This is a genomic window from Sphingobium sp. SA916 (genome assembly GCF_002894065.1).
Lineage (GTDB): Bacteria > Pseudomonadota > Alphaproteobacteria > Sphingomonadales > Sphingomonadaceae > Sphingobium > Sphingobium fuliginis.
In genome coordinates, this window is record NZ_LXYF01000030.1 from 128,853 (window position 1) to 146,630 (window position 17,778).

A 17,778-nucleotide genomic window follows, 5' to 3' on the forward strand; every position below is an offset into this window, starting at 1 on the left:
AGGCGGCGCGCCAAGATGTGACGCGCCGCTCCGGAGCGGGTTTAGCCCTTGTCCGACCTGACTGCGCCGCGCATGCAGTCGGCGGCGCTTGCCTGCATCATCGCGCAATCGCAGCTGGCCATGTCCCGGCTGTCGGGCACCCATATGCGGACACGCGCAGGGCCAGTCGCCCGCGGACCATATTGCGGCGCCGACCGCCATTCCCAATGGCCTTGCGGCGTGCGGCTCGCGTCGGTTGCAAGCGCAGGCGCGGCGAGACTGAGGGCCGCCACAAGGGCGGCCGGAAGCAGTTTGATCATCACGAAAACCTTTGACTGAAAAGAAGGAAACCGGGCGCGCACGCATCGATCGATGCGCGCAGCCCGTGCTCGTTCAATCAGGCAAGGCTGGTGGGAGGATCCGGCTCGGGCGCAACCGCCTTGCCGGTCAATATCGTGTCGGTCGTCCAGAAGCTGGGCGCGTCGTAGAGACGCGCAGGCGCAACGCCGCCTGCCAGGTCCGCTGCGACCAGCGGGATCACGCACCCCATCGCGGCGATGCAATCGAGCGTCAGGCCCTTGCAGGGCTTTTCGCTGGGCGCAGGCTGCTGCTTGGCCATCATCGCCATGCAGTCCGCATCCATGCCCTTGGCCAGCGGCGCGCCTGCCGCCTGCGGCACGCTGTGCGCGGCCGCCATCTGGGCTCCGAAGAGACCGGACAGCGCTCCGATGACGAGCAGGAGGGCGAGCAGGCGTTTCACGGGCCTCGATATCTAGCGGGTTTCGCGGGCGCAGCCAACCAAAGTCTCGCGCCGCGCGGATTTTGAAGTGCTGACGGCTGATTCCGTCAACTCCGCGTCAATAAAGATCCGGCCCGGGGAAGAAGATCGGCTGCGGCCTCTACGTATATCGAGGCTGGACCCGGGACCGTAGTCCCAAGCCTGAAGAGACGCTCTTCCCCTCGGCAAAGTCCGGGCGGTGGCTTACCATCCAAGGAGGTGAATATGGTCAGGAAAACTCTCATGGTCGCGCTTGCCGGCATTTCGATGCTTGCTGCCGTCCCCGCTATGGCCCAGGGCATCGGGCACAGCCTGTTCATGCGCGGCTCGATCGTCGACACGGGCAGCAACGGCACGGTCGTCTGCATCGGCAAGGCCGATGGCGCCGAGGTCGGCCAGAAGCTCGAGGTCTATCGCGTCGTGACCCATCCGGGTCCGTCCAAGGGCGTGGCGCCGACCTATCACCGCCAGCTCGTCGGCCATGTGACGATCGACCATATCTTTGACGATCACTTCGCGCACGTGTCCGTCGCCGACGGCACGCCTGCCAGGCACGACATCGTCGAGCTTCGCAAGAACTGACAAGCCGGTGGCCCGGCGGCACGGGCTGCCCTGCGACGCGTCGGGGCAGCGGGCCGCCGGCGACGAGGAGACCGTTCGGGGTCAAAGCGAAACCGCTTGACCCTGGACCATGGTCCAACCGGCATGATCGAGCGGATGACATGGGCAATTTCAAGATCGGCGAACTGGCCGCGGCCGCAGGCGTGGGGCGGGATACGATCCGCTATTATGAGCGGATGGGCCTGCTGCGCGAGCCCGCGCGCACGGCAGCGGGCTACAGGCTCTACGACGCGACCGACCTCGAGCGCGTCAATTTCATCCGCTCGGCGCAGGAGCTTGGTTTCACACTCGAACAGGCCCGGCAGCTGCTGGCACTCAGGGCGTCGGACACCGCGCATGCCCAGGCCGTGCTCGATATCACGCTTGCCAAGATCGCGGACGCCGAAGCCCGGCTCGAGCGCCTGTCGGATATCCGCGACATGCTGCGGATGCTCGCCGACGAATGCCCGGGCGAAGTGCCGGTCTCCGATTGCCCGATCGTCGCCTTCCTGACGGCGCGGCGGAAAGACCAGCAGCATAACAAGAAACATCAGGCAGCGCAGGACGAACGATCACCACGAGCGAAAGGGGTTTTGTCATGAAGAAAATGCGTTTGATCGCCGTCCTCACGCCGGCGCTGCTTCTAGGCGCCTGTGTGACCACGCGGCCGACCTCGGCGCAGGTCGAGAGTTGCCGGGCGATGGAGGGCAATATGGGTCTCCAGACGCCGCATGATCATGGCGAGATGAAGGGGCAGGGGCGCAACCCGATGAACCTCTCGCACGACCGGTGTCTCCGGATTCTGCGCAGCGCGCAATGAGCCGGTCCGGACGCCAGGGATGGCGCCCGGACACAGTTTTCAAGCCAAGGAGCAAAGCCATGATCGACCATGCGAAGAAAGCCCTTCCACTTGTCGGCGGAAGCCTGTTGCTGGCGCTCGCGCTTTCGGGCTGCGACCGCCAGGCCGACCAGACGGTGCCGCCCGCGGCGAACAGCGTCGCCGCCACCCCGGTCCTGACCGACAGCGGCAACGCTGCAGACGCGGCGCCGATGGACGCGATGAGCAACCAGGCCGAGATGGAGCGGCATCACCGTCAGGCGATGGACCATGACGCGATGCGCGCCGGGGCCGGCAACCAGACCGCGCCGGCACCCGATCCCGCGCCGGGCAATGCGGCGATGCCGATGAAGGATATGTAGGCTCGCACACTAAGGGGATGAGGATGTCCAGGCGGATCAGCCTTCGACGCTTGAGCCTCGGCTGCGCAATCGCTCTCAGCCTGTCCGCGAGCGCGGGCGCGCAGGAGGGCGAGGATCATGCCGCGCATCATGGCGCAGGCATGCCGGCCGGCGGGGGCATGTCCGCACCGGCAGAGCCGGGGTCGTCGGACATGGCGAAGATGATGAACCCCATGATGGATCGCATGATCAATGGGGAAGGGGAGAATGAGCACGGCCACGAATCGCGCCGGACCGGCTTCATCTCGCAGCTGCTCGCCTTTCCCGCGCTTGACGAAGCGGCAAGGCAGCGGGTCGCTGCGCAGGCCGGCGAACGGGTAAGCACGGGTCTGGCGATGATCAACGCCGCCTCGGCCGACGGCGCGCGTGCGACCACGGTCTCGGCCCGGCTCGATGCGGCGCGGCGCCTGCGCGAGGGAACCGACCTGTTCCGCTCCGGCACCGCCGCGCAGGGCGCGATCGGGGGCTTGCAGCCGCCCCGGGAGGTCGGGCTTGCCTGGCTGCGCGATCAGCTCGACATCGACCAGGCCGCGCCCGGCCATGCCGATCACTGGTTCGGCATCTCGCCCTCGCACCTCCTTCTCATGCTGTTCCTGGGGCTGGTGAGCGCCACGCTTATCGCGCTGCAGATCTTCCGCCTGCGGCGGATCGGGGCGATCGCCGGCGGTGTCGCCACCGCCAAGGTTCCAGCAAAGCCGGAGCCGAAGGCTGCCCCTCCCGCTACCAGGGTTGCGCCCGCGCCTGCACCCGTTGCCGACAGCGCCGGGCTCGCGCCGAGCAATGCGGCCGCACCCGCTGGGGCGTCGCTGCGCAAGCCCAAAAGCTGGGCGGGGCAGCTGCGCGTGGTCCAGATCGTGCGAGAGACGCCGAGCGTGCTGACCTTCCGGCTCGCGGACCCGACCGCCGACCGGCTGCCGTTCGACTTCCTGCCGGGCCAGTTCCTGCAGGTCGAGGTAGAGCCCGAAGCGGGCAAGACCGCGCGCCGTTCCTACACGATCGCCTCTTCGCCGACCCAGCGGGCCTATGTCGAACTGACGGTCAAGCGCGAGGAGCAGGGCGTGGTCTCGCGATACCTGCACGACAAGGTCGTCGCCGACGATCTGCTGAAGGTCAGCGGACCGTTCGGCGCCTTCACCTTCACGGGAACGGATGCCCAGAGCATCGTGCTGATCGCGGGCGGGGTCGGCATCACCCCGATGATGTCGGTGCTGCGCTATCTCACCGACACCGCGTGGAAGGGTGATATCTTCTTCTTCTACGGCGCACGGTCGACCGAGGAATTCGTGTTCCGCGACGAGCTCGAGCGGCTCGAACGCCGTTTTCCCAACCTCCATGTCGTCGCCGCGATGCAGCGCGCGCCCGGCACCGTCTGGATGGGCCCCGAAGGGCCGATCACGCGCGAGATGATCCTGGCCGCGGTGCCGGAGATCGCGAGCCGGCGCATCCATATGTGCGGCCCGCCGGCGATGATGGGCGCGATGCGCGGCGTGCTGGCGGAACTCGGCGTCCCCGACGCGCAGCTGCACACCGAGGCGTTCGGTCCGGCCTCGCTGCCGGCCGACCACGAGGATCTCGAGGTCAAGCCCGCGCCCCCGCCAGCGGATAAGCCGGCCCCGAGCGCCGAGGTGGCGCCGAGCACGGTGACCTTCTCCGTGTCGGGGGTGTCGGCGGCCTTGCCCGCGGACGAGACCGTGCTGGAGGCGGCCGAGGGCGCGGGCGTCGAGATCCCCTATGCATGCCGTGCGGGCACATGCGGCGCCTGCGTGGTCAAGCTGCTGCAGGGCGAAGTGACGATGGAGGTCGAATCCGGCCTTGCGCCCGCCGACAAGGCGCAAGGCTATGTGCTCGCGTGCCAGGCGAAGGGGACGGGCACGCCGCTCGTGGTCGAAGCCTGATGCGCGAACGCAGCGACATTGCCGTGGGCCTGCTGGTCGCGTTCCTGCTGCTGTTCCCGTTCGGCTATCTCGTGCATGTGTCGCCCCGCTTTCCGGGTAGCCTGGCCGGCGGGATCATCGGGATCGCAGCGCTCGTGCTGATGCTGCTGACGCTTCCTTATGTCGCGGCCAAGCACATCGCCTGGGTCGACAAGGCGCTCTCCCGGGTCGTCAGCAAGCCAACCCTGCTCGCCATCCACATCTATGCCGGCGTGCTGGCGCCGATCCTGGGTCTGGTCCACGCCGCGCACAAGCTCGAAAGCCCGGTCGGCCTGCTTCTGACCGTCCTCCTGCTGATGACGGTCATCACCGGCTTCATCGGCCGCTACCTGCTTGCCCAGCTTGGTCGGGCGCTGCGCGGACGCAGGTCAGAACTGGCCTCGCTTCGCGCCGCCTTCCTCGAGGAGCCGGCGGCGCCGACGCAGGCCGATACCGCAGCCCCGCCGCTGTCGGGCTGGAAGCGCTATCTGTTCGTCGCCGGGGATGCGTCCGCGGGCCAGCGCCCCCAGGACAAGGCGGGGATCGCCGCAGCGCTGGCCGATACCGAATTCGCGATCCGTGCCGAAGAGGCAACCAACACCCTGTTCGCGCGGTGGCGGTTCCTGCACATCCTGCTGGGCTGTCTCATCTTCGCGCTGCTCGCGCTCCACGTCGGCGCGGCGATCTATTACGGGCTGCGCTGGCTATGAGCTGGCAGCGTCTTTCCTACGCCGTCTTCATCGCAGCCCTGCTGGTGATGGTCGCCGCGGTCGCGATCCGGATGCGATCGGACGCGCCGAGGGATGCCGGCCTGGTGGCGCAGCTCGTCTCGCCCGGCCCGCTCTCGAGCGCGCACCAGTCCTTTGCCGGCCAATGCACGGCCTGCCACACGCCGGGCAAGGGCGTCGAAACCCGGACCTGTCTCACCTGCCATGCGGGCACCGATTTCGGGACGAAGCAGTCGACGCAGTTCCACGCGAAAGCGACGCAGTGCACCTCCTGCCACGTCGAACATGAGGGAGAGCGCGGCATCATCCGCATGGATCACGCCGCGTTGCTCGACATGGCGAAGTGGCGGCAGCCTTTGGCGGGCATGTCGACAAACATTCGAAGCCTGACCCCCGAGACCGCGCTCAATTGCGCGAGCTGCCATGCGTTCCGCGATCCGCACCAGGGCCTGTTCGGCACCGACTGCGCGAGCTGCCACAAGACCGACAGCTGGAAGATCGCCAATTACCGCCATCCATCGGTCAATTCGACGCAGTGCGCCGAGTGCCATAAGGCGCCGCCCAGTCACTTCATGGAGCATTTCAGCATGGTCTCGCAGCGCGCAGCCGGATCGAAGGCGCGCGTCGACCAATGCTATGCCTGTCACGCCACCGACAGCTTCAACAATATCCGCAAGCGAGGCTGGTATGATCACCATTGAGGCCGACTGGCTGAGCGCCTTCTTCCGGCTCGCCGTGATCGGCCTGGAACTGGCGGGCACGCTGACCATCCTGGTCGGCGCGGGGCTCGCAACCTTTCTGTTTGCGCGGCGGGCGAGGGCGGGCGACCGAACCGAGGCCTATAGCACGTTCCGCTCGGCGCTCGGCCGCAGCATCCTGCTCGGCCTGGAATTTCTGGTCGCCGGCGACATCGTCAAGTCGCTGGTGATCAACCCGACGCTCGACGATCTCATCGTGCTGGCCGGGCTTGTGCTGGTGCGGACCTTCCTGAGCATCTCGCTCGGGGTCGAGATCAACGGTCACTGGCCCTGGGAGGAAACCCGGATGGCGCGGGAGAAGGCGCGTGCGGCGTCGGATGGGTCGCCGGCGACGGCTGAGGCCGCCGGATGCGGCACACCGCGCAAGGGATAGCCGATGGAGGGTGCATGATGATCGAGAGACGCGAATTGCTGATGGCGGGCGCCGGCCTTGCCGCCGCCGGAACGCTGGCTGCGCCGGCGGCGGGGCAGCAGCATCGAATGGAAGGGATGGCGATGTCGATGACGGACTGCATCGACGATTGCCTGGCTTCACACCGCATGTGCCTCGAAACCGCCGCCTGGCTGACGAAGCAAAGCAGCGCGCTGGCGAGCGCGTCGTTGATCGCCATGCTGAACGACTGTGCGGAACTGTGCCAGGCGACAGCCAACTCGATGCTGCGGGAATCGGCTCTGCACCGCATCCTGTGCCGCGCCTGCGCCGATGCTTGCGAGCGCTGCGCCGAGGAATGCGGGCGTCATAGCGAGGACCAGCGGATCGCGCGTTGCTCGGCCACCTGCAAGAAATGCGCGGCGAGCTGCCGAATGATGGCGGACATGACCGGCTGACCACCCGCTTCGCATATTACGTATACTGCCGGGTCAGGACCGATACCATCTCAAGGGCAAGCTCCCGGAGGAGCGAGAAACGACCGGATCTGAAGCCGGTCGAACGGAAACCAGACTTGAAGGAATCGATAGTGCGCAAGAAAACGGTAGTTATCACTTCGCTCGCAGCCCTCGGCCTCCTTGCCCTCGGTGCCGGGCCTGTTCTCGCCGATGGCATGCCGTCGGACATGCCGGATCTCGAGGAGACGCTCAAGGCCAAGCCTGCGCCGGCTCAGTCCGGCACGGCCCATATGGAGGGCATGCGGCACGGCAAGGACCAGATGCACGGTGAGATGATGCGAGGCCACCGGATGGCCATGCGGGAATCGGGGAGCCAGGAGGGGGCTTCTGACATGTCGCATCGGTCGGGCGGGGGGTGCTGAACCAAAAGCCCATCAGAGGTCGGTTGATCAAAGCCTCACCATACAAGGCGTTGGTATCGTTTGACCGGGCCGCAACGTTGGTCCGCCGTTTCCCCGGCGGGCCAATTGCGTTTCAGAATAAAGGTCTGCACGAGCTTTAATGCGATGCAGTCATGAATCCGCTGGACCCTTGGACCATGGTTTCGCCCGCAAGATCGCGGGCCTGCCAGTCCTGATCCAGTGCGGATTCGTAACTTACGTATTCAGACCAAAGGGCCAAGCCCGCATGAGGGGTCGGTATGGTCGCGGTCGCAAACGGCGATCGGGCAAGGACTCATCATGCGGAGAACCACAATGCGAAAGACGAAACTTCTAGTCGGCGCGATCGGCTGCCTGGCGACCCTGAACTTCGCTGGCGCGGGTCTGGCGCAATCGGCACCCGCCGCGCCCCAGCACGCCCCTGCGCAGCCGAAGCCATCCACCGCCCATGCCCATCAGCAGGGGATGGATCATGGAGGGCAGCAGATGCACGACCAAATGATGCAGGATCACCAAGCCGGCATGCAGAAGCCGCAAGGCCAGCAGGGCGCTGCGGGCATGGCCGGAATGTCTGGTGGCTCGTCGCAGGGGAGCGGTTCGAGCAAGGCTGGCAAGCCCAAGAGCGGTTGCTGCAAGATGCCGATGAAAAAGGCAAAGCCGGCCGCCAAGAAGAAACCGGCCACGCCTATGGCCGACAAGCCGATGAGCGACATGTGAGGTTTCCAGCCCCGAGAACAGACCCCTGGGGCTGAGGGCCCGCCGCTGCCCCCGCGGCGGGCCTGTTCTTCAAGAGGTGTTCCAAGTTTCTAGGATTTCATAACGAGAAGCAGGCGTCCACCGCGAGAGAGAGGAGCCCGCGATGCGTAAAGCTCCAGGAGTTGGCACCGAGCTGCGGGTCCGCGCTTACGATTAAGAGGTCCGACCAAGCATGGCCGGATCAACTTCAGTGACCTCTGCGCCGCGATTGAATGGCGAGAGCCATTGCCTGCTTAGGCGACGAGATAATCTATGAGCTGATGAGAAAATCATCGGCTTCTTTTGCGTGTCCAGCCTGGCGCTTCGTAAAAACTCTGCCTGATTTTTGTCTGCGGAACTTACTTATAGGCCGTCTCATCAGAAGGCCTACTTCATCAGGCATCGGTAAAGATGGAGACAGGCGATGTTCGAGAAGGCGATCGGGACCATCAATGCTGCGGCGTCCTTCCGACACCGCTATGATAATTTCATCGGTGGTCGATGGAGCGCTCCAGCGAGCGGCGAGTATTTCGCGGACACGAGCCCGATCAATGGCGCCCAGATCGCCGAGTTTGCGCTGTCGACGCCGGAAGATGTCGAGCGCGCGCTCGATGCGGCGCACGCCGCCAAGGATCAATGGGCAAGGATCTCGCCCGCCGACCGCGCCAGGATTCTCAATCGCGTCGCCGACCGGCTCGAGGATAATATGGAGTTGCTGGCGCTTGCCGAGACGATCGACAACGGCAAGCCGATCCGCGAGACGCGCGCTGCCGACGTTCCGCTCGCGATCGACCATTTCCGCTATTTCGCCGGCTGCATCCGGGCCGAGGAAGGCGGGATCTCGACGATCGATGCCGACACCATCGCCTATCATTTTCGCGAGCCGCTTGGCGTCGTCGGCCAGATCATCCCGTGGAACTTCCCGCTGCTGATGGCGGCGTGGAAGATCGCCCCGGCGCTGGCGGCGGGCAACTGCACCGTCATCAAGCCCGCATCCCAGACGCCGCTCACCTTGCTGATGTTCGCCGAGCTCACCGCCGACATCCTGCCGCCCGGCGTGCTCAATGTCGTCACCGGCCCGGGACGGACCGTCGGCCAGGCGATCGCCGCCAATCCGCGCATCGCCAAGGTCTCGTTCACCGGCGAGACCGTCACCGGCAAGCAGATCATGCATGCGGCCGCCGACCATCTGATCCCCCAGACGATGGAGCTTGGCGGCAAGTCGCCCAACATCTTCATGGCGGACGTGCTCGACGAGGACGATGCCTTCTTCGACAAGGCGCTCGAAGGCTTCACGCTGTTCGCGTTCAACAAGGGCGAGGTCTGCACCTGCCCGTCGCGCGCGCTGATCCATGAGTCGATCTTCGATCGCTTCATCGAGCGCGCCGTGGCGCGCGTCGCCGCGATCCGCCAGGGCGATCCGCTCGACCCCTCGGTCCAGGTCGGCGCGCAGGCGTCGGAGGACCAGCTCCACAAGATCCTGGGCTATATCGATATCGGCAAGGCCGAGGGCGCGCAGTGTCTGGTCGGTGGCGCCAAGGCGCTGCCGGGCGGTGCGCTCGACCAGGGCTATTTCGTACAGCCGACCGTGTTCGTGGGTCAGAACCACATGCGCATCTTCCAGGAGGAGATCTTCGGTCCCGTCCTGGCGGTCACCACCTTCAAGACGGTCGAGGAGGCGATCGCACTTGCCAACGACACCGCCTACGGTCTTGGCGCGGGCGTCTGGACCCGGAGCGGCAACACCGCCTACCGTCTGGGCCGCGCGATCGAGGCCGGGCGGGTCTGGACCAACTGCTATCACCAGTACCCCGCCCATGCCGCCTTCGGCGGATACAAGGCGTCGGGCTTCGGGCGTGAAAATCACCGGATGATGCTCGACCATTATCAGCAGACCAAGAACCTGCTCGTCTCCTATGACGAGCACGCGCTCGGCCTGTTCTGACCCCTCGCTCAAAAGGAGAAACGGACATGGCGAAAACCATGAAGGCGGCGGTCGTCCGCGAATTCGGCAAGCCCCTGGTCATCGAGGACGCGCCGATCCCGACGGTCGGCCCCGGGCAGATCCTGGTCAAGATTGCGGCAACCGGCGTGTGCCATACCGACCTGCACGCGGCAGAAGGGGACTGGCCGGTCAAACCCAACCCGCCCTTCATTCCTGGCCATGAAGGCGTCGGGCATGTCGCCGCCGTCGGTGCGGGCGTCACCCATGTGAAGGAAGGCGACCGGGTCGGCGTGCCCTGGCTCTACACCGCCTGCGGGCATTGCGTGCATTGCCTGGGTGGCTGGGAGACGCTTTGCCACGAACAGCAGAACACCGGCTATTCGGTCAATGGCAGCTTTGCCGAATATGTCCTCGCCGATCCCAACTATGTTGGTCACCTTCCCGACAATGTCGACTTCCTCGACATTGCGCCGATCCTCTGCGCGGGCGTCACCGTCTACAAGGGATTGAAGGCCACCGAGGCCCGACCCGGCGAGTGGGTGGTCGTCTCAGGGATCGGCGGGCTCGGCCACATGGCGGTGCAATATGCCCGTGCCATGGGTCTCAATGTGGCCGCGGTCGACATCGACGATAGCAAGCTCGACCTCGCTACACGCCTTGGCGCCACACTGACGGTCAACGCGCACAGCGAGGACCCTTCGGCAGCGCTCAAGAAGGCGATAGGCGGCGCGCACGGAGCGCTCGTCACCGCCGTTTCGCCCAAGGCGTTCCAGCAGGCGCTCGGCATGGTCCGGCGCGGCGGCACGGTCGCGCTCAATGGTCTGCCGCCGGGCGACTTCCCGCTGTCGATCTTCGACACCGTGCTGAACGGCATTACCGTGCGAGGCTCGATCGTCGGCACGCGGCTCGATCTGCTCGAGGCACTGGCGTTCGCCGGCGACGGCAAGGTCAAGGCCACGGTCCATGCAGACAAGCTGGAGAACATCAACGACGTCTTCTCCCGCATGCACCATGGCGACATCGAGGGCCGGATCGTCCTCGACCTCGCCTGAACCCGACTTCGCGAAAGTACAGTTCATGTCTCCCTTACATATCCGGCCGATCGCACGGCGCCGTTTCGTCCAGGGGCTGGCGATCGGCGGCGCGGTTGCCGGCTTCGCCCCGGCGCTTCTCGCGCGATCCGCCCCAGTCTCGCCCGCCGAGCTTAGCGGGACCGAGTTCGACCTCGAGATCGCCGAGCTGCCAGTCAACTTCACCGGCAAACGCCGTATCGCGACCGCCGTGAACGGCAGCGTGCCCGCGCCGGTCCTGCGCCTGCGCGAAGGCGACACGGTCACGCTCCGTGTGCGCAACGGCCTCAAGGAGATGTCGAGCATCCATTGGCACGGCATCATCGTGCCGGCGGAGATGGACGGCGTGCCCGGCATCAGCTTTGCCGGCATCGCGCCGGGCGAGACCTTCACCTATCGCTTCGAGGTCCGCCAGAGCGGAACCTACTGGTATCACGCTCACACGCTCGCCGAGCAGACGGGACTCTATGGAGCGATCATCGTGGAGCCGAAACAGGCGCCGGCGGCGCGGGCGCCCGATCGCGACTATTGCATCGTGCTCAGCGACTGGTCGGACGAGCCGCCGCTGCAGATCTTCCTCAATCTCAAGAAGCAGAGCAGCTACTATAATTTTGCGCAGCCGACAGCCGGCGACTTCCTCAAGGATGTCGGCGCCATGGGCCTTGGGAAGGCGCTCGAGCGGCGGCGGATGTGGAACAGCTCGCGGATGAACCCGACCGACTACAGCGATGTCTCTGCCGCGACCTACACCTATCTGATGAACGGCGCGCCGCCCGCCGGCAACTGGACCGGTATCGCCGCGCCCGGCGAACGCGTGCGCCTGCGCTTCGTCGGCGCGGGGACGGCGACGTTCTTCGACGTGCGGATCCCGGGGGTCGAGCTGACGGTCGTATCGGCCGACGGGCAGCCGGTCGAGCCGGTCACGGTCGAGGAATTCCGGATCGGCCCGGGCGAGACCTATGACGTCGAGTTCACCATGCCCGAGGGCGGCGCCCGCACCATCTTCGCGCAGGCGATCGATCGGAGCGGCTATGCCCGCGGCACGATCGCACCGGCTCCGGGCATGGCGGCAGCCGTGCCGCCGCTCGATGCCCGGACCTGGCTCGAGCCGGTCGACATGATGGGCGCGATGGCGACGATGGGCGCAATGGGAGGCGACGCGCATGCCGGGCACGGCATGACCGAGATGCCGGCCAGGGCACAGCACGCCCGCACCGAATATGGCGCCAATACCGACATGCGCGTCGACTATCCCCGCACCAATCTGGACGATCCCGGCGCCGGGCTGCGCGGGCGCGGCTGGCGCGTGCTGACGCTGGCCGATCTGCGCACGCCGGGCGGCGATCCCGACCCGCGCGAGCCCGAGCGCGACATCGAGCTGCATCTGACGGGCAATATGGAACGGTTCATCTGGTCGCTCGACGGCATCAAGCTCAACGATTCCCGGCCGCTGCATTTCAAGCCGAACGAGCGGCTGCGCGTCACCTTCGTCAACGACACGATGATGGCGCATCCGATGCATCTGCACGGCATGTGGAGCGATGTCGAAGGCCCGGACGGCGCCTTCCAGGTCCGCAAGCATACGGTCGTGGTCCAGCCCGCCCAGCGGGTGAGCTTCCGCGTCACCGCCGACGCCATGGGCCGATGGGCCTTCCACTGCCATCTGCTCTATCACATGGCGGCCGGCATGTTCCGGGAGGTGGTGGTCGCATGATCCGGATTATCCCCTCGCGCGGCATTGCTCTTGGCGTTGCCCTCTTCCTGGCGCCGGCGATCACGGCTCCCGCCCTCGCGCAGGATGCCTTGCCCCCGTCGCCCGCCGCCACCCCTGCCCAAACGGCCACTCCCGATCCAAACTCACCTTCCGCGCAAGGCTCTCAGGAGCATGCGGGCATGGACATGCCGGGCATGGATATGACCGACACGAAGGCGTCCGGTAACGGCGCCACGATGGACATGGGCTCGATGCAGGGTGGCAAGGCCCCGCCGGACGCGCGCAACTCGGACGATTATGCCGACGGCTATCGCAACTCGACGCTGCCGGGCTATGAGATGGCCGACAAGCTCTCGATCCCCAAGATACTTGTGGATGAGCTCGAGTTCACCAGCGGCAACGAGGGTCAGGGCGTGGGCTGGACCGTGCTCGTCACCAAGGGTCAGGACAATGACAAGCTCTGGCTGCGCAGCCAGGGGCTCAAGAACTCCCGCGACCAACGTCTCGATCCGGAGAGCAGCGTCGAGGCGCTGTGGTGGCACAGCAAGAACCCGTTCTGGGGCACGCTGCTCGGGGTCAGGCAGGATCTCGGCAAGGGTGCGACCACCTGGCTCGCCGCCGGCGTCGAGGGACTGGCGCCCTATTGGTTCGACGTCCAGCTCACCGGCTATGTAGGAACCGATGGGCGTCTCGCGGCGCGCGCCAAGGCCTCCTATGAGGTCCTGTTCACCAATCGGTTGATCCTTACGCCGCAGGTGGAAACCAATATCTATTCGAAGCGGTCGAGCGATCGGCAGCTCGGCAGCGGCTTCAGCAATGTCGAGCTGAGCGGACGGTTGCGCTACGAGGTGTCGCGCAAGTTCGCGCCCTATATCGGCTTCGTCTGGGAGCGCGCATTTGACGGCACGGCCGATTTCCGTCGCCTGCGCAGGGAAGGGCCTTCCGAACACAGGCTAGTGATCGGCTTGCGCGCCTGGTGGTGATCCGCGGATGGCCACTCGAGGGATCGACCGCGAACGCGCCGCGTGACAAGGCTGGATCGCAAGCCAACGGTCGCTGGCCGGCCTCCTTTTTCGTCTTGTTGCTCGCGGCGGCTGCGGCGTCGGCGGGACAGACGGCCATTCTCGCCTTCCTTCCGGCACTGGTCGACCCGGCTCGTGGCGCGCTATCGTCAAGCGCTCATGATTTTCATGTCGCGAGCCTGACCGCGGTCCATCCCCTGGCAGCCTTGCTGGCGGCGCCGCTCTGGGGCTGGATCGCGGACCGGGTCGACTATCGGGCGATGTTGCGCGCAGCGCTGGTCATCCTCGCCCTGGTGACCGCGCCGATCGGCCTCGTCGGGCTGCCTGAGCTTTATGCATTGCGCCTGGTGGCGGGGATGGCGTCGGCCGCCATCATACCGTTGGGCTTGCTCTGCGCGAGCTTTGCCGCAAACGAGCGCGCGGACCAGGCGCGGCGCTTCACCTGGCTGACCGCCTTCTTGTTTCTGGGCGATCTCGCCGGTCCGCTGGTGGCGGAGGTCTCGGCCGCGATCCTGCCCCGCGCTCCCCTCATGATCCTCGCTTTCGGCATCGGTGCCGTCGGGGCGGCGCTTTGCGCCGTGCGTCTGCCGCGCTGGTGTGCACCTTGCATCGATGGCGGAGACCTGCCCGCGCCGACGCTCGGCGCGACGCTGATCCTGCTTTTCGTCACGATCGTCGCGGGCGGCGGGCTGGCGGCGATGCATGTCAATCTCCTGGTGACGCGGAGCGTCATTTCGCTGAGCCGCGAAGAGATCGCCTGGATGCTCAGTCTCTGCGGATTGGGCATGCTGGCAGCACAGATCTTCCATGCGAGGCTCGATTGGCTGGTGACCATGCCGAGGCGGCTTGCGGGGCTGACGCTCGGCCTGCTGGCTGCGGCGCTCTTCCTGTTCCCTGTCGCCGCGAGCATGGCCGAACTCAGTGGGATCATCGTTGCTGCCGGCTGGAGCTCGGCAACCCTTCGATTGGTCACCAGCTTCTGGATCAGCGGTGCGGCAGCCCCTTCAGGTCTGAAGCTCGGTCTCCAGCATTCCGCCGCCAGCATCGGGCAGGCGCTCGCGCCGCTGGCGATCGCCGTCGTCGCTCCCGGGGCGCAGCACTTAGTCTTGTGGGGGATTGGTGGTCTGTCGCTGGCGCTGCTTGTGTCCTTGCCGCTCGCCTGGAGGCCGCGCGCCATCGTGAAATCTTCAGCGTGATGAGGGGTAGGGGGCATCAATGCGTATAGATCATTAGGAACCCTATCGCATGCTTCCGGGAGCCGTTCATGAAGACCCGTCTTTCTGCCGCCTTGCTGTTCCTCGCCCTGCCCGGCGCAGCGCTTGCGGCGAATGATGTCGTCGTCCACCGGGACCCGGGTTGTGGATGCTGTGAGAAGTGGGCCCAGGCGCTTCGCGCGAAGCTGGGCCGCACGGTCATCATGCGCGACGATGCGTCGCGCGGGGCGCTTCAGCGGAGGGCCGGCATGCCGGGCACGCTGGCATCCTGCCACAGCGCGATGGTTGATGGCTATCTGATCGAGGGCCATGTCCCGGTCGCCGATATCAAGCGCCTGCTGGCAACCCGTCCCGTAGGCGTCAGAGGCATTGCGGTGGCGGGGATGCCGATCGGCTCGGAGGGCATGGAAGTGGCAGGCGCCGCCCGCCAACCCTATGCGGTGGTGTCGTTCGGCAGTTCGGGCCAGAAGGTCTTCGCGCGGCATTGATCACGCACGCCTCGGCTCTCGCTGGTGATTTCCTGTTTGAATGACTGGGACTTGCTCGCCCCCACCTGTATAGTCATTTGATGCATGCTCCCGCTCGCCCCCATAGCCGCGCATCCGCTCCCCGGACGAAAGCTGCTTCTGTGGGCGAACCCGCGGTCGACGCTGCCGGTGCGGAGAAGCAACCTCGCTATGTGGCGATCAAAGACAGCATTTTCGAGGACATCCGGGAAGGTCGCCTGAAGCCCGGCGACCAGACGCCGTCAGAGGCCGAGCTCGTCGAGACGTTCAAAGTCTCGCGCATGACCGCAAACCGGGCGTTGCGGGAACTGCAATCGGCCGGTGTCGTGGTACGGCGGGCGGGGCGGGGCAGCTTTGTCGCCGAGCCCCGGCCGATCGGGCAGCTGATCGAGATCCGCAACATCGCGGAGGAGGTGCGCGGCAGGGGCCACGCCTATCGCGCGCGCGTCATTTATAATATCGAGATACGGGCTGATGCGGAAAGGGCAGCTCTGCTGGAAGTCGGCTTGGGCACGCGCCTCTTCCATTCGCTTATCGTCCATCACGAGACCGAATTCCCAATTCAGGTCGAGGAGCGCTTTGTACTGGCATCTGCTGCGCCACGCTACGGAGAGAGGGATTTCAGCGCCTCGACGCCGAATGAATATCTGACACGTGTTGCCCCGCTCGAGCGAGTAGAGCACCGGGTGTGCGCGGCGATGCCGGATACAGCCATGCGAACAATGCTGGGCCTCGCTGAAGGAGAACCAGTGCTAATGATGACGCGCAGAACCTGGAGTCGCGGACGTCTCGTATCGCACGCTTGGCTCACGCACCCGGGCAATCGGTTCGAGCTATCGGCGGCTTTTTCTGTTGGGACCTAGCGATCAGCCCGCGCCCAACTTGACGGCCGATTTGCGCCTGCGCCGCAACCATCGCACGTCGGCGCGACTGAAGCTCTTAAACAGCAGGTAGAAGCCCGTCCCCGACAGCCACAAAGTACCGAACGCAACGAAGACGATCAGCGGGTGATTGAAGCTGGTGCGGTTCACATAGTCCATGTTGTGGAGCATCCAGAAGAAATCCCAGGTGCGCCATGTGTCGCCGCGCATGACCAGGAATCGGCCGGTGTCGGCGGAGATGTAGGCGCTGCTGTTCTCTGCGTCCGCGAAATCCAGTCGCCACATGGTGCCTTCGTGCTCGCGCGCTTCCACATTCGGTTCGGCGAGCAACGTTGCCTTGCGGATCGGTGCTTCATTCACCATCGTCGCGACGTCGCGCGCGACCTGCTCGTCGACCCGAACCGGGGCGCCGCTCGTCGCGTCGATTAGCCGCGTGCCCGTGGTGGATCGAAGCTCGTAGACGGGGCGTGTGGCAAGGGACCGCAAGGCGATGCCGAGCACGGGACCATCAAGAGCGAGCTTTGCCGGCGCAATATAGTCACCGGCAGGTAGGGCGTGCTGATGGCTGGCCTGCGCACTGTGTCCGCCGACCTTCTCCTGATCGAGCAAGGCCATCATCGAGCCGCTCAGAGCCCAAAGGAGAAACTGCACGCCCAGGATCAGGCCGACCCATTTGTGGATGCGCCGAAAAAAGAGCGGGGTGAACCGGATTTTCTTCATGCCTTCTTCTTCCTGCGCCGCGGGAACGACCAAAGCAGCAGCCAAGCCCCGGCCAGCGCCATGGCAAGGGCACTCCAGGTCGCCACGCGCAGCAGCGGATTGTTGACGTCGGAGCGATCGTCATAGTCCATGATGTGCAGCATCCACGCGAAATCGAACACGCGCCACAGCGCATGGCGGCGCGAGATCAGCTCACCGGTCTGCGGAGAGAGATACAGGGTTGGCCGGTTCCAGGCATCGAATTCGACCTGCCAATAGGGAGGCTTGCGCGCCTGCATTTCCAGTGGCGCCGTCGTCAGCAGCCGGGCTGCGACGATGTCCCCGGTGCCGCTGTAGATGCGCCGAGCGGCGGCGCGGATTTGTGCCTCGCTCAAATCGGGGATGGGCTGTCCCGAACCTGCATCGAAGAGTCTTGGACCACCCGGGGTTTGCGCGCGCCAGACGGGCTGATCCATGAACCGTTGCAGGCGGATCTCGGACGCGTCGGGAGCCGATTGAACAATCCGCACCGGCGGGACGAAGCTCGCAAGGTCGATGGGGGCGACGACCGGTGGGCGGACCAGATCGTCGCCATGGATGATGTCGATATGGACGGCCACCATATAGAAGCCGGTCAGCGTCCAGAGCAGAACCTGGACGCCGACGATCAGGGCCAGCCACTTGTGCGTCCGGCGGATGACCAAAGGCCAGCGAATTGCCATGTGCTGC

The 17,778-nt window shown here is 65.8% G+C and carries 22 protein-coding genes; 18 read left to right on the top strand and 4 right to left on the bottom strand.

All coding sequences use genetic code 11. From position 1 onward, the window contains the following. Positions 1-41 precede the first annotated feature (41 nt). Positions 42-299 (bottom strand): hypothetical protein, encoded by a 258-nt coding sequence (locus A8G00_RS08400; protein ID WP_007683334.1) that lies wholly within the window; start codon positions 297-299, stop codon positions 42-44. Positions 300-376: 77 nt separating this feature from the next. After that, the gene (locus A8G00_RS08405; protein ID WP_007406428.1) at positions 377-739 is read right to left on the bottom strand and encodes a hypothetical protein; all 363 of its coding nucleotides are present in this window, start codon (positions 737-739) and stop codon (positions 377-379) included. A gap of 243 nt (positions 740-982) precedes the next feature. Here A8G00_RS08405 and A8G00_RS08410 point away from each other — a divergent pair, with 243 nt between their 5' ends. The 18 genes from A8G00_RS08410 (at position 983) to hutC (ending at position 16,332) form a co-directional block, all read left to right on the top strand. Beyond that, entirely contained in the window at positions 983-1,339 is a 357-nt protein-coding gene (locus A8G00_RS08410; RefSeq protein ID WP_004212653.1) for a hypothetical protein, read from the top strand. A 140-nt stretch (positions 1,340-1,479) separates the two neighbouring features. Further along, a complete protein-coding gene (locus A8G00_RS08415; RefSeq protein WP_103000452.1) occupies positions 1,480-1,959 on the top strand; it encodes a heavy metal-responsive transcriptional regulator in 480 nt (159 codons plus the stop codon). Continuing rightward, on the top strand, positions 1,956-2,177 hold the full coding sequence (locus A8G00_RS08420; protein WP_007406426.1) for a hypothetical protein: 222 nt from the start codon (positions 1,956-1,958) through the stop codon (positions 2,175-2,177). The genes A8G00_RS08415 and A8G00_RS08420 overlap by 4 nt, the downstream gene beginning before the upstream one ends. A gap of 59 nt (positions 2,178-2,236) precedes the next feature. Next, on the top strand, positions 2,237-2,557 hold the full coding sequence (locus A8G00_RS08425) for a hypothetical protein (RefSeq protein ID WP_007406382.1): 321 nt from the start codon (positions 2,237-2,239) through the stop codon (positions 2,555-2,557). A 23-nt stretch (positions 2,558-2,580) separates the two neighbouring features. Next, positions 2,581-4,491, top strand: a complete 1,911-nt coding sequence (locus A8G00_RS08430; protein ID WP_013039106.1) for a 2Fe-2S iron-sulfur cluster-binding protein — start codon at positions 2,581-2,583, stop codon at positions 4,489-4,491. After that, a complete protein-coding gene (locus tag A8G00_RS08435) occupies positions 4,491-5,219 on the top strand; it encodes a hypothetical protein (protein ID WP_007406424.1) in 729 nt (242 codons plus the stop codon). Before A8G00_RS08430 ends, A8G00_RS08435 begins: the two co-directional genes overlap by 1 nt. Then, positions 5,216-5,938: a hypothetical protein gene (locus A8G00_RS08440; RefSeq protein ID WP_043150670.1), complete on the top strand. Its 723-nt coding sequence runs from the start codon at positions 5,216-5,218 to the stop codon at positions 5,936-5,938. Before A8G00_RS08435 ends, A8G00_RS08440 begins: the two co-directional genes overlap by 4 nt. After that, positions 5,925-6,368 (top strand): DUF1622 domain-containing protein, encoded by a 444-nt coding sequence (locus tag A8G00_RS08445; RefSeq protein WP_007683337.1) that lies wholly within the window; start codon positions 5,925-5,927, stop codon positions 6,366-6,368. The genes A8G00_RS08440 and A8G00_RS08445 overlap by 14 nt, the downstream gene beginning before the upstream one ends. Before the next feature lie 14 nt (positions 6,369-6,382). Beyond that, positions 6,383-6,823, top strand: a complete 441-nt coding sequence (locus tag A8G00_RS08450; RefSeq protein ID WP_007683338.1) for a four-helix bundle copper-binding protein — start codon at positions 6,383-6,385, stop codon at positions 6,821-6,823. Positions 6,824-6,939: 116 nt separating this feature from the next. After that, positions 6,940-7,245, top strand: a complete 306-nt coding sequence (locus tag A8G00_RS08455; RefSeq protein ID WP_007683339.1) for a hypothetical protein — start codon at positions 6,940-6,942, stop codon at positions 7,243-7,245. 333 nt (positions 7,246-7,578) lie between these two features. Further along, complete coding sequence (locus A8G00_RS25575; protein WP_013849877.1) at positions 7,579-7,980, top strand: hypothetical protein; 402 nt, start codon at positions 7,579-7,581, stop codon at positions 7,978-7,980. A gap of 442 nt (positions 7,981-8,422) precedes the next feature. Next, complete coding sequence (locus A8G00_RS08470; protein WP_007683341.1) at positions 8,423-9,943, top strand: aldehyde dehydrogenase family protein; 1,521 nt, start codon at positions 8,423-8,425, stop codon at positions 9,941-9,943. Between the two features lie 26 nt (positions 9,944-9,969). Beyond that, complete coding sequence (adhP, locus tag A8G00_RS08475) at positions 9,970-10,995, top strand: alcohol dehydrogenase AdhP (protein WP_007683342.1); 1,026 nt, start codon at positions 9,970-9,972, stop codon at positions 10,993-10,995. A 25-nt stretch (positions 10,996-11,020) separates the two neighbouring features. Further along, on the top strand, positions 11,021-12,727 hold the full coding sequence (locus A8G00_RS08480) for a copper resistance system multicopper oxidase (RefSeq protein ID WP_007683343.1): 1,707 nt from the start codon (positions 11,021-11,023) through the stop codon (positions 12,725-12,727). Further along, on the top strand, positions 12,724-13,710 hold the full coding sequence (locus A8G00_RS08485) for a copper resistance protein B (RefSeq protein WP_009823975.1): 987 nt from the start codon (positions 12,724-12,726) through the stop codon (positions 13,708-13,710). The genes A8G00_RS08480 and A8G00_RS08485 overlap by 4 nt, the downstream gene beginning before the upstream one ends. 98 nt (positions 13,711-13,808) lie before the next feature. Beyond that, a complete protein-coding gene (locus A8G00_RS08490) occupies positions 13,809-14,945 on the top strand; it encodes an MFS transporter (protein WP_235181686.1) in 1,137 nt (378 codons plus the stop codon). Positions 14,946-15,013: 68 nt separating this feature from the next. Continuing rightward, positions 15,014-15,451, top strand: a complete 438-nt coding sequence (locus A8G00_RS08495; RefSeq protein ID WP_020820514.1) for a DUF411 domain-containing protein — start codon at positions 15,014-15,016, stop codon at positions 15,449-15,451. A 140-nt stretch (positions 15,452-15,591) separates the two neighbouring features. Continuing rightward, a complete protein-coding gene (gene hutC / locus A8G00_RS08500) occupies positions 15,592-16,332 on the top strand; it encodes a histidine utilization repressor (protein WP_004213136.1) in 741 nt (246 codons plus the stop codon). A 3-nt stretch (positions 16,333-16,335) separates the two neighbouring features. Here hutC and A8G00_RS08505 read toward each other — a convergent pair whose 3' ends face one another. Continuing rightward, positions 16,336-17,070: a PepSY domain-containing protein gene (locus A8G00_RS08505; RefSeq protein ID WP_004213137.1), complete on the bottom strand. Its 735-nt coding sequence runs from the start codon at positions 17,068-17,070 to the stop codon at positions 16,336-16,338. Next, positions 17,067-17,771, bottom strand: coding sequence for a PepSY domain-containing protein (locus A8G00_RS08510; protein ID WP_020820516.1), 705 nt, complete (start codon positions 17,769-17,771; stop codon positions 17,067-17,069). Before A8G00_RS08510 ends, A8G00_RS08505 begins: the two co-directional genes overlap by 4 nt. Between the last annotated feature and the right edge of the window lie 7 nt (positions 17,772-17,778).